The organism is Micromonospora cremea, assembly GCF_900143515.1.
Lineage (GTDB): Bacteria > Actinomycetota > Actinomycetes > Mycobacteriales > Micromonosporaceae > Micromonospora > Micromonospora cremea.
The window spans coordinates 1,722,878-1,734,315 of sequence record NZ_FSQT01000002.1 but is presented as its reverse complement, the minus strand read 5'-3'; the positions used below and the strand labels follow the sequence as shown (position 1 = coordinate 1,734,315).

12 protein-coding genes are annotated in these 11,438 nt (G+C 74.1%); 7 read left to right on the top strand and 5 right to left on the bottom strand.

Annotated features, from left to right (window positions below):
* Window positions 1-16: 16 nt before the first annotated feature.
* On the bottom strand, window positions 17-928 hold the full coding sequence (locus BUS84_RS21495) for an HhH-GPD family protein (protein WP_074315079.1): 912 nt from the start codon (window positions 926-928) through the stop codon (window positions 17-19).
* Window positions 929-1,024: 96 nt separating this feature from the next.
* On the opposite strand from BUS84_RS21495, the gene BUS84_RS21490 reads away from it, so the two are divergent.
* The 3 genes from BUS84_RS21490 (at window position 1,025) to BUS84_RS21480 (ending at window position 2,964) form a co-directional block, all read left to right on the top strand.
* Window positions 1,025-1,537 (top strand): glycine cleavage system transcriptional repressor, encoded by a 513-nt coding sequence (locus tag BUS84_RS21490; protein ID WP_074315077.1) that lies wholly within the window; start codon window positions 1,025-1,027, stop codon window positions 1,535-1,537.
* Window positions 1,534-2,130, top strand: coding sequence for a peptide deformylase (locus BUS84_RS21485; protein WP_074315075.1), 597 nt, complete (start codon window positions 1,534-1,536; stop codon window positions 2,128-2,130). Before BUS84_RS21490 ends, BUS84_RS21485 begins: the two co-directional genes overlap by 4 nt.
* A 117-nt stretch (window positions 2,131-2,247) precedes the next feature.
* Window positions 2,248-2,964, top strand: coding sequence for an RAD23 family protein (locus BUS84_RS21480; protein WP_074315074.1), 717 nt, complete (start codon window positions 2,248-2,250; stop codon window positions 2,962-2,964).
* A 6-nt stretch (window positions 2,965-2,970) separates the two neighbouring features.
* Here BUS84_RS21480 and disA read toward each other — a convergent pair whose 3' ends face one another.
* The 4 genes from disA to BUS84_RS21460 all read right to left on the bottom strand — a co-directional run bounded on the left by disA (window position 2,971) and on the right by BUS84_RS21460 (window position 7,615).
* On the bottom strand, window positions 2,971-4,155 hold the full coding sequence (disA, locus tag BUS84_RS21475; RefSeq protein WP_074318983.1) for a DNA integrity scanning diadenylate cyclase DisA: 1,185 nt from the start codon (window positions 4,153-4,155) through the stop codon (window positions 2,971-2,973).
* Window positions 4,156-4,286: 131 nt separating this feature from the next.
* Window positions 4,287-5,744, bottom strand: a complete 1,458-nt coding sequence (gene radA, locus BUS84_RS21470) for a DNA repair protein RadA (protein ID WP_074315073.1) — start codon at window positions 5,742-5,744, stop codon at window positions 4,287-4,289.
* Window positions 5,745-5,828: 84 nt separating this feature from the next.
* The gene (locus tag BUS84_RS21465; protein WP_074315071.1) at window positions 5,829-6,587 is read right to left on the bottom strand and encodes a hypothetical protein; all 759 of its coding nucleotides are present in this window, start codon (window positions 6,585-6,587) and stop codon (window positions 5,829-5,831) included.
* Window positions 6,588-6,727: 140 nt separating this feature from the next.
* Complete coding sequence (locus BUS84_RS21460) at window positions 6,728-7,615, bottom strand: UbiA family prenyltransferase (protein ID WP_074315070.1); 888 nt, start codon at window positions 7,613-7,615, stop codon at window positions 6,728-6,730.
* Between BUS84_RS21460 and BUS84_RS21455 the strand changes: the two genes are divergently transcribed.
* From BUS84_RS21455 to BUS84_RS21440, 4 genes are all read left to right on the top strand, one after another.
* Window positions 7,614-8,390 (top strand): methyltransferase domain-containing protein, encoded by a 777-nt coding sequence (locus BUS84_RS21455; protein WP_074315068.1) that lies wholly within the window; start codon window positions 7,614-7,616, stop codon window positions 8,388-8,390. The genes BUS84_RS21460 and BUS84_RS21455 overlap by 2 nt on opposite strands.
* Window positions 8,391-8,432: 42 nt before the next feature.
* On the top strand, window positions 8,433-9,602 hold the full coding sequence (locus tag BUS84_RS21450) for an acyl-CoA dehydrogenase family protein (protein ID WP_074315066.1): 1,170 nt from the start codon (window positions 8,433-8,435) through the stop codon (window positions 9,600-9,602).
* Window positions 9,603-9,687: 85 nt separating this feature from the next.
* Entirely contained in the window at window positions 9,688-10,746 is a 1,059-nt protein-coding gene (locus BUS84_RS21445; protein ID WP_074315064.1) for a type III polyketide synthase, read from the top strand.
* Between the two features lie 32 nt (window positions 10,747-10,778).
* The gene (locus BUS84_RS21440; protein WP_074315062.1) at window positions 10,779-11,420 is read left to right on the top strand and encodes a hypothetical protein; all 642 of its coding nucleotides are present in this window, start codon (window positions 10,779-10,781) and stop codon (window positions 11,418-11,420) included.
* The last annotated feature ends 18 nt before the right edge of the window (window positions 11,421-11,438 follow it).

Sequence of the window (11,438 nt, the reverse complement as noted above, 5' to 3'; positions counted from 1 at the left end):
GCGGGTTGGGCGCGGGTCAGGCGGTGAGGTCGGCGGTGGGCAGGGACGGGCCATCGCCGGCGAGGCGGAAGGCGTCGGTGCCGACCGGTTCCACCAGCCCGTCCTGCACCAGGCCGGCCAGGGCCCGGGCGCGCTGCACGTCGTCGGTCCAGACCTGGTCCAGCCGTTGGTGCGGGACCGGTCCGGTGGTCTCCCGGAGCACGCCGAGCAGCAGCCCGCGTACCTGCCGGTCGGTGCCCGCGTACCGCTGGGGGCGGCGGGTGGGTCCGGCCGGCGCCTCCTGACCGGAGGCCCGCCAGGCGCAGACCGACTCGACCGGGCAGGCCGCGCAGCGCGGTGACCGGGCCGTGCAGATCACCGCGCCCAGCTCCATGAACGCCGCGCTGGCCAGCGCCGCTGCGGCCGGCTCCGCAGGCAGCAGCTCCTCGGTCGCGACGAGGTCGGCCGGCCGGGTGACGGCCCCCGCGTCCGGTTCGCCGGCCACCGCCCGGCAGACCACCCGGCGCACATTCGTGTCGACCACCGGGTGCCGCTGCCCGTACGCGAACGCGGCCACCGCCCGCGCCGTGTACGTGCCGACCCCGGGCAGGGCCAGCAGTTGCTCCAGCCGGTCCGGGACCTGGCCGCCGTGCCGGTCCACGATCGCGACCGCGCACTCCCGCAGCCGCACCGCCCGGCGGGGGTAGCCGAGGCGCCCCCACATCCGGATCGCCTCGGCCGGGCTGTCCGCCGCCAGCGCGGCCGGGTCCGGCCAGCGGCTCATCCACGCCTGCCAGGCGGGGACCACCCGGACCACGGGCGTCTGCTGGAGCATGACCTCGCTGACCAGAATGGCCCACGGGCTGACCCCGGGCTCGCGCCACGGCAGGTCACGGGCGTGCTGTCGGTACCACTGGCTGACCAGGGTGGCGAAATCGGGTTGAGTCATCGCGCCGTCGATGATGTCACGAGGCGCGGTCCCGCTGGATGGGCGGCTCGGGCGGGGTGTCACGGCGGTGGCCGGCGGATCGGGCAGAATGCCCGGATGAACGAGCTCGCGATCACCGTCATCGGTCGGGACCGGCCGGGCATCGTGGCCGACGTCGCCGAGGTGCTGGCCCGACTGGGCGCCAATCTCACCGACAGCACGATGACCCGACTGCGGGGGCATTTCGCGATGACCCTCATTTGCACCGGTCCGGCCGCCGCCGAGGTCGAGGCCGCACTGGCACCGCTGGCCGCCGAGGGCCAGCTTCTGGCGACGGTACGCGCGGTCACGCCGGACGGTGACGTGGCCCCGGTGGGCGAGCCGTACGTGATGGCGGTGCACGGGTCGGACCGGATGGGCATCGTCGCGGCGATGACCCGGGTGCTGGTGGACGCCGGCGGGAACGTAACCGACCTGAGTACGCGGTTGGCTGGCTCGCTGTACGTGGTGCTGGCTGAGGTGGAGCTGCCGGCCGGCGTCGCCGACGCGCTGACCGACCGGTTGCATCGGACGGCTGCGGAGCTGGGTGTCGAGGTCACCCTCCGGCCGGCGGATCCGGATCTGTTGTGAACGGCGAGCGGAGCGGCCCGGACGCCGGCCGGACCGTCGGGACGTACGTCGGCCTGGGCGAGTGGACGCCGGAATCGCTGGCCGTGCCGGGCGAGGTGCGTCCAGTGGTGTCCGCCCCGCACCCGGTGCTGAGCCGGGCCGGCGGCGAGGTGGATCCGACCGCGGCGGAGACGGTCCGGTTGGCCGCCGACCTCGTCGCCACCATGCGGGTGTCGCCGGGTTGCGTCGGCCTGGCCGCACCGCAGATCGGCGTGGCCGCCCGGGTCTTCGCCGTCGACGTGACCGGGCATCCGAAGGCGGTCACCGTGCACGGCACCTTCGTGCTCTGCAACGCCCGGGTGGTCGAGGCGACCCGGTGGAAACCGGGCCGGGAGGGGTGCATGTCGGTGCCGGACCTGACCGGAGACGTAAAGCGGGCCAGCCGGTTGGTGGTGGAGGGCGACCTGCCGGGCAGCGGGGAGCCGGTACGCCTGGTGACCGACGGCTTCGAAGCGCGGGCGTTGCAGCACGAGATCGACCACTGCGCCGGGCTGCTCTTTCTCGATCGGGTGGCCGGCGCACACGCCGTCTACCAGCGCAAGGTCTACCTCTGACCGCGCGCGGGCGACCGATCCTCGCGTCCCCAGTGGAGGGTCCTCGGGTCGCGCCGGCGGCGCTCCGGCGCGTCGCGCCGGGCTGGCGGGCGCAGCGCCGCTACGGTGGGAGGCATCATGCGTCTGACGGTCGGCCCCCTGCCACCCGCCGTGTACTGGCGGCGTCGCGCCGTCGTACTCGGAGCGGGGCTTCTCTTCCTGATTGTCCTGCTCTACTCCTGCACAGGCTCGGGTCGCTCCAACGGCCGACCGCAGGCGGGGGCGACGCCAACGTCGGCTCCGACGTCCGCCGCGACCCCGGGTCCCGGCGGGCCGGTGTTGACCCCGCAGACCGGCGCTCCGCCGGCGTCCGCCGATCCTGACACCGTGAGTCCGAGTCCGGAGGTCACCAGCAACGAGCCGCCACCGGGCTCGGCTGCCGGGTCGGTGGACGACGGCACCTGCACCGATGCGGAGATCAGCGTGACGTCCGTGGCGCGACCCACCTCGGTGCAGCGCGGGGCAGTGGTCGACCTCCGACTCAAGATCAAGAACACCTCGGACCGGACGTGCAGCCGGAACGTCGGCGCCGACCTCCAGGAGATCTTCATCAAGTCCGGGGCCGAGAAGGTGTGGTCGTCGGACACCTGCGGCAAGGTCCAGGGTTCGGACGTGCAGTCCTTCACGCCCGGCTTCGAGCGTGCCTACGAGGTGGGTTGGAACGGGCGGGACACCAGCCGGTGCGACGGCGGCGGGTTGGCCGCCGGCCCGTTCCCGCCGGTCGGGACGTACCAGGTGTTCGCCCGGGTCGGCACCAAGCTCAGCGCGCCGGTAAAGATCACCATCACCGGCTGAGCCGGGTCAGACGTACCGCTCCAGGATGGATGCCTCGGCGAGCCGGGACAGCCCCTCGCGGACGCCGCGGGCCCGGGCGTCGCCGACCCCCTCGACGGCCTGCAGGTCCTCCACCGTCGCGCCCAGCAGCCGCTGGAGGCTGCCGAAATGCACCACCAGCCGGTCGACCACCGGCACCGGCAGCCGGGGCACCTTGGCCAGCAGTCGGAAACCCCGAGGGCTGACCGCGGCGTCCAGCGCGTCCGACGCGGCCGGGTAACCGATCGCCTTGGCCACCGACACCAGGTCGATCAGCTCGGTGGCGCCGAGCAGGTCCAGCTCGACCAGCGCCTCGTCCAGCGTGCGGGACTTGCGGCCGACCGGGAGGTAGTCCCGGATGACCAGCGTCCGGTCGGCGTCCACGCCGGCCATCAGCTCGTCGAGCTGGAGGGCGAGCAGGCGGCCGTCGGTGCCCAGCTCGACCACGTAGCCGGCGATCTCGTCGGCGATCCGGCGGACCATCTCCAGTCGCTGCACCACCGCCACCGCGTCCCGCACGGTGACCAGATCCTCGATCTCCAGAGCGGAGAGCGTCCCGGAGACCTCGTCCAGCCGGAGCTTGTAGCGCTCCAGGGTGGCCAGCGCCTGGTTGGCCCTGGAGAGGATGGCCGCCGAGTCGTCGAGCACGTGCCGCTGACCGTTGACGTAGAGGCTGATGATCCGCATCGACTGGCTGACCGAGATGACCGGATAGCCGGTCTGCCGGGCCACCCGCTCGGCGGTGCGGTGCCGGGTGCCGGACTCCTCGGTCGGGATGGACGGGTCGGGCATCAGGTGCACGGCGGCCCGGACGATCCGGGTGCCGTCGCTGGAGAGCACGACCGCGCCGTCCATCTTGCAGAGCTCCCGCACCCGGGTCGCGGAGAACTCCACGTCCAGGGGGAAGCCGCCGGTGCACAGGCCCTCGACGACCTTGTCGTAGCCGAGCACGATGAGCGCGCCGGTCCGGCCGCGCAGAATGCGCTCCAACCCGTCCCGCAAAGCGGTGCCGGGTGCCATCAGGGCAAGGTTCGCCCGCAGCGGGTCCCCGGCGCTCCCGGCGGCTCCCGCGGTCACGCTCACGCTGATCGGACGGGCGGGCGAGCCCACGCCGCCGGTGCGGGCGTGAGGCGGCGCGCCGGCAGGCTTGGTGGTATCGCGGTCGATCGGCACGGGCACAGTCTACGGACTGCCGTGCGGTGGGTGCTGTCGTGGTTACTGTGATGTGTCACGATGCCGCCCCTCCAACCGTTTCCCGCTTGCGGCGTGCTGTCCGGTATCGCCGTCGCCGTCGACACGGTGTGTCACTCGGCGGACGCGCGGGCCGCATGGTGCAGCGCCGAGCGAACGTCCGTGACCTCGGTCACGCGCATCTGCTCGGGACCGGCACCGGTGCTGGCCGGGCCGCAGCCGGGCGGGACCAGGGCCACCTTGAACCCCAGCCGGGCCGCCTCGGCGAGCCGGCGCGGCACCGCCCCGACCCGGCGCACCTCGCCGGTCAGCCCCACCTCGCCGATCGCCACCAGGTGCGGCGCGATGGCCAGGTTGAGCCCGCCGGAGGCGACCGCCAGCGCGACCGCCAGGTCGGCGGCGGGCTCCACCACGCGGATGCCACCCACGGTGGCCGCGAAGACCTCCCGGTCGTGCAGGGTGAGCCGCTCGGTGCGGCGTTGCAGCACCGCGAGCACCATCGCCAGCCGGGCCGAGTCGAGGCCGGAGACGGTGCGCCGGGGCGAACCGGCGACCGCCGCGCCGATCAGCGCCTGCACCTCGGTGACCAGGGCCCGGCGACCCTCCATCGCCACCGTCACGCAGGTGCCCGGCACCGGCTCGGAGTAACGGGTCAGGAACAGCCCGGACGGGTCGGCAAGGCTGCTGATGCCGCCCTCGTGCATCTCGAAGCAGCCGACCTCGTCGGCCGCACCGAACCGGTTCTTGACGCCGCGCACCAGCCGCAGCGAGGAGTGCTTGTCGCCCTCGAAGTGCAGCACCACGTCGACCAGGTGCTCCAGCACCCGAGGCCCGGCCACCTGGCCGTCCTTGGTGACGTGCCCGACCAGCACCGTGGCGATGCCCCGTTCCTTGGCGACCGAGACCAGCGCGGCGGTGACCGCCCGGACCTGGGTCACCCCACCGGGCACCCCCTCGGTGCCGGTCGTCGAGATGGTCTGCACCGAGTCGAGCACCAGCAGGCCCGGCTTGACCGCGTCGAGGTGCCCGAGCACCGCCCCCAGGTCGCTCTCCGCCGCGAGGTAGAGCTGGTCGTGCAGGGCGCCCATCCGCTCGGCGCGTAGCCGGACCTGACTGACCGACTCTTCGCCGCTGACCACCAGCGACGGACTGCCGGCGCCGACGGCCCACTGCTGCGCCACGTCCAGCAGCAGGGTGGACTTGCCCACGCCGGGCTCGCCGGCGAGCAGCACCACCGCGCCCGGGACCAGGCCGCCACCGAGCACCCGGTCGAGCTCGCTCACCCCGGTGGGCCGGGCGCGGGCGGGCGCGGCGCTGATGGTGGCGATCGGCCGGGCCGGCTCGGCCGGCAGTCGGGAGCTGACCACCCGACCGGAGACGGTCGGCCCGGTCACCGTGCACTCGACCACCGAGCCCCACTCACCGCACTCCGGGCAGCGCCCCACCCACTTGGGCGGCTGGTGGCCACAGGCGTCGCACTCGTACGCCGGTCGTGGCTCGCGGGCGGTGGACCGACCGCGGGCGCCGCCGGCCGTGCCGCCGCGCGGAGAGGTCGAGCGGGGAGTGGTCACACCAGGACGCTAGCCCTCGCGTACGACGAAAACACCCCGGCGTGGTGGGCACCACGCCGGGGCGTTCGTCGATCTCAGATCCGGTCAGTCGTGGGTCGTGCCGCCCTCGGCACCCTCGTAGCCGCCCTCGCGCTCGATGATCGGCGAGGGGGGAGCCGCCGGGGTGAGCGGCACCGCGATCGGCGCGGGGCCGGTGACCGTGTTGCCGTTACCGAAGTCGAAGGTCACGAAGACGTTCTGGCCGGAGCGCAGCTCCTCGGTCAGGCCGATCAGCCGGAGCTGCTGGGTGGCCTCGGAGTTGAGCTGGAGGTAGCTCAGCGGAGCCAGCTCGATCCGGGCGGGCTGGCCCGGAGCAGAGGGGCTGGCCGAGCCCGACGCCCGCGCCGACTCCGGGGCGGACGGGGTGGCCGAGGACGACCCGGTCTCCGACGGGGTCGCCGACGGGCTGGCCGAGCCGGACTCGGAGGCGGACGGGCTGGCGGAGGCCGACTCCGAGGCGGACGGCGACGGGCTCGCGGAGCCGCCGCTGATCACCACCTCGCGGGCGCTCTCGGTGGTGACGGTGACCGTCACCGTGTCCTTCGAGTCGTTGTAGATCACGGCGTTGAGCGCTGCGTCCTGCCCCGCCCGGTAACCCTCGGTGCCCGGGTAGTCGACCAGCAGGCCACGCACCACGAAGGCGCCGTTGCCGGCCGAGAGGTTGACGCCCTGGACCGACGGCTCCTTGTTGGCGGTCTCGGCGATCTGGCCGGTGCCGCACCCGGACGCCAGCAGGCTGGTCGCCGCCGCAATCCCGGACAGCAGCAGGGCCGCCCGCCGGGATCCCCTGATCGAGCGCGTCACGTCGGTCCTCCTCGTCACGATCCCCACCCGGCCGCACGCCGGGCACGGTGGCCATACCCGCGCAGACCGCGCTCCAGGGTAGTTGGGGCTGATCGAGGCCCGCACGCGGACCCGGGCAATGCCACCTTCCCGGGTGCCGGTCACACCACCCGACCGCTCGCCACCAGCAGGACCACGTCGATGAGGGCCACCAGCATCACCGCCCGGAAGGCGGCCACCGGCCGCCGGCCTGCCCGGACCGCCGAGCGCCCGGCGTGCCAGCTCACCGCCGGCACCACGGCGGCCGCGCCGACCGCCGTCAGCCCGATCGCCGACGGTGGCCCGGGCGGCCCGAGGACCAGGGCTGCGGTCGCCGCGAGGAGCAACCCGGCCGCGGCGACCCGGCTGCCGGCGGCGCCCAACCGGTGCGGCAGGCCCCGCACCCCGGTGCGGGCGTCGTCGGCCAGGTCCGGCAGGACGTTGGCGAAGTGCGCCCCGGCACCCAGGCAGGCGGCCGCCGCCAGCAGCCAGGCCGGCGGGGTCGGCTCGCCGGGCAGGCCCAGCACCACGAAGGCGGGCAGCGCACCGAAGGAGACCGCGTACGGCAGCACCGAGAACGCGGTGGCCTTGAGCGGCCAGTCGTAGAGCAGTGCCGAGACCAGGGCGACGGTCAGCCAGAACGCCGCCGTGGGGTTCGTGGTCAGCGCTACCAGCGGGCAGGTCACCGCGGCCGTCGCCGCGGCCCAGGCGGTGGTGCGGCGGCCGACCGCACCGGCGGCGACCGGCTTGTCGGTGCGTCCCACCGTGGCGTCCCGCTCGGCGTCCAGCGCGTCGTTGGTCCAGCCCACGGCGAGCTGGCTGGCCAGCACCGCGAGCACCACCGACGCGACTCCGGCCAGCCGGTGCCCCACGCCCCAGGCCAGCAGACCCGCCACTGTGGTCACCGCCGCGGCCGGTTCCGGATGGCTCGCCCTGACCAGCCCTAACACCCTCGACGACATAAGGGAAGTCTGGTCGTTACCGAGCAGTCGTGCCACGCTCGGAGCCATGCGAAACGTGGCTGCGGCCGCGGCGTCCACCGATCCCCGGGTGCTGCCGCGCAACGATCCGCGCCAGTACGACGATCTGGCCGGTGAGTGGTGGCGGCCGGATGGCGCGTTCGCGATGCTGCACTGGCTGGCCGAGGCCCGCGCGGCGCTGGTGCCACCGGCTCCCCGGCCCGACGCGCTCCTGGTCGATCTGGGCTGCGGTGCCGGACTGCTCGCGCCGCACCTGGCCGGAAAGGGATACCGGCATGTCGGGGTCGACCTGACCCGCTCGGCGCTGGTCCAGGCCGCCGGCCACGGGGTGCGCGTGATCCAGGCCGATGCCACCGCGGTCCCGCTCGCGGATGGTTGTGCCGACGTGGTCTCCGCCGGCGAGCTGCTCGAACACGTGCCGGCCTGGCCGCGCGCGGTGGCGGAGGCGTGCCGGCTGCTCCGCCCGGGCGGTCTGCTGGTGCTGGACACCCTGAACGACACGGCGCTGGCCCGGCTGGTCGCGGTGAGGATCGCCGAGCGGCTGCCGACCGTGCCGCGCGGCATCCACGATCCACGGTTGTTCGTGGACGCCCGGGCGCTGGTGGCCGAATGCGCCCGGCACGGCGTCGAGTTGCGGCTGCGTGGCATCCGACCGCAGGTCGGTGGCCTGGTCGCCTGGCTGCTGCGGCGGGCCCGCGCGGCCCGGCCGTCCGGTGCGGCGTCGCCCACGGGCCGTGCGCCGCGCATCGTGCCGACCCGGTCGACCGCCGTGTTGTACCAGGGCCGGGGGGTCCGCAACGGATAGTCGGGCCGTGGCGGGGGTAAGGGACGCCGAGAAGGGGGCAATATGACGGTGCACGCGCTGGAGGCGGCCCGCAGGTTGGCGCCGCGGTTCGCCGCGCGGGCGGCGGAGCACGACCGGGACGGCTCCTTTCCGGTCGAGGACTTCCGTGACCTGCGGGAGGCTGGCCTGTTCGGGTTGATGGTTCCGCGGTCGTTGGGCGGCCTGGGCGCCAGCTTCGCCGAGTACGCCGCAGTGGCGACCGAACTTGCCCGAGGCAACGGGGCGACTGCCCTGGTGTTCAACATGCACGCCTCGGTGACCGGCGCGCTGGGCGCGGTGACCGAGGAGCTGGCCGAGGCCTTGGGCGTGCCGGACGAGGCGCTGGCCGCTCGGGACCGGCTGCTCACCGCCGCGGCGCAGGGCTCCTGGTACGCGGTGGCGATGAGCGAGCGCGGCGCCGGGGCCCGGCTCTCCCAGCTCAGCACGGTCTACGAGGCGACCGATGCGGGCTGGCACGTCAAGGGGAGCAAGACCTTCTGCTCCGGTGCCGGGCACGCCGACGGCTACCTGGTGGCCGCGCGTAGCACCACGGACCAGTCGGTGGTCTCCCAGTTCCTGGTGCAGGCCGGTCCGGAGGGCATGACCGTCGAGCCGACCTGGGACGCGCTCGGCATGCGCGCCACCTCCTCGCACGACCTGCACCTGGACGTCACGGTGCCGGCCGACCGGCTGCTCGGTGGAGTGGAGGGCCTTGCCCTGGTGGTCGCTCAGCTGATGCCGCACTGGTTGGTGGCCAGCTACGCGGCGGTCTACGTGGGGGTGGCCCGGGCGGCGATCGACGCGGCGGCCGAGCATCTCAACGCCCGCAACCTGGCCGGCCTGCCGGCGGTGCGCGCCCGGCTGGGGCGGGCGGACGCGGCGACGGCCGCGGCCGAGCTGGTGGTGGCCGAGGCGGCCCGCCGGGTGGACGAGATGCCGGGTGACGCGGAGACCAACCGCTGGGTGTGGCGGGCGAAGCTGCTCGCCGGCACGACGGCAGCCGAGGTGGCGGCGTCGATGCTGGAGGCGGCGGGCACCTCGGCGACGCGACGCGGCCACCCGTTGGAGCGGCTCTACCGGGACGCCCGCTGCGGATCGCTGCACCCGGCCACGTCGGACGTCTGCGCCGACTGGCTCGGCATCACCGCGCTGGGCGGGGACCCGGACCGTGACGGATCGGCCCCGCGTTGGTGAGCCGGTGCGGTTGGACCAGCGCGGGGGATCGGCCGGCCGAGGTGGCCGGGGGGAGGAACCGGGGGAGGACAGCGTCGGACGAGAGGTGGGGATCGTGGCCGTACCAGTGATCGCGGGGCTCGGGGCGGCACAGCCGCCGTCCGCTTCGCAGGACGAGTTGTGGGAGGGCTTCTTCTCCCGGCACTTCTCCGGCACCACCCGGTCGTTGGCCCAGCGGATCTTCGCGAACTCGGGGGTGACGCGGCGGCAGGCCGCGGTCAATCCCCTGCTGGAGGACGTCTCCGACTGGCCGACCGAACGCCGGATGCGCCGATACCAGGTGGAGGCGCTGCCGCTGGGCAAGGAGGCGGTCGGCCGTGCGCTGACCGCGGCCGGGCTGGGCGCCGGCGACGTGGGGCTGTTCATCGTCTGCTCCTGCACCGGGTACGCCACCCCGGGGCTCGACATCCTGCTCGCTCGGGACCTCGGTATGGCTCCGAACACCCAGCGGATGTTCGTCGGCCACATGGGTTGTTACGCGGCGCTGCCGGGGCTGGGCGCGGCGAGCGACTTCGTCACCGCGCGGGGCCGCCCGGCGCTGCTGCTCTGTGCGGAGCTGACCAGCCTGCACATCCAGCCGTCCAGCGCCCGGGTGGACACCCAGCAGATCGTCTCGCACGCGCTCTTCTCGGACGCCGCGGTCGCCGCCGTGGTGGTTCCGGGTGGCCCGGGGTACGTCGTGCGTGAGGTCACCTCGATCACCGACACCTCGACGGCCGACCACATGACCTGGGACGTCACCGACGCCGGCTTCCGGATGGGGTTGTCGCCGAAGGTGCCGCAGGTGCTCTCCCGGCACGTCCGTGGGCTGGTCGACGATCTGCTGGCCCGGCACGGCACCACCGTCTCCGAGGTGGACGGCTGGGCGGTGCACCCGGGCGGGCCGCGAATCCTCAACGTGGTCGAGCAGGAGCTGGCCCTTCCGCCGCAGGCGCTGGCGGCGTCCCGGGCGACGCTCGACGAGCACGGCAACTGCTCCTCGCCGACGGTGCTGCTGATCCTGGATCGGCTGAGCCGCACGGCGGCGGCACCCTGGCGAATCGTCATGCTGGCGTTCGGTCCCGGCCTCACCCTGTACGCCGCGCTGCTCGATCGACAGGGCTGATCGCCGCGCGGCCCGGCCGGTACGCTCGCCGCATGGATGCTGGGGCGGACGACCGGCTGCGGTCGGCGGCGCTGGTCGGGGTGGCCCTGGCCGCCCTGGCCGTCGGCGGCTGGTGGTGGCTGGCCGCTGCCCCCGCTCCGACGGCCCAGCCGGCTCCCACCCCGACGGTTCGGCTCGACGAGATCGGGCCGAACGGCACGCCTGCCGGCGCGCCCGACGTGCGGCGCACGGTGCAGGTGGACACCAGATCGGGTGAGATCGTCCGCGAGGGGGAGAGCTCGACCGTGCGGATCGACCCGGAGACGGGCATGATCACCGACGTCGAAGGCACTCCGGGTGATTTCTTCTACCAGGGGGACCCGTCGGGTGGGCTGCCCCTGTTCAAGGAGACGATCTGGCGGGAGCGATCGGAGCTCACCCCGGGCAAGAGCGTGATCCGGCAGTCCGCCGCGGTCGACGGCGGCCGCTATCTGCTGCAGTACCGGTGCACCCGGCCGGGCGCCATGCTGCTGGTGGTCACCGGAGCCCGGCTCACCGAACCGTCCCAGATCGACTGTGACGGCACGGTCGGCACGGCCGAGTTGAACGCGATCGGTGGCCCGATCCGGGTGTCGCTGTCGACGGCGGGCGAGGAGCCGGTTGACGCCGAGGCTCAATTCGTCGAGCTGCCCTGACCCGAGCCGTCTGTCGGT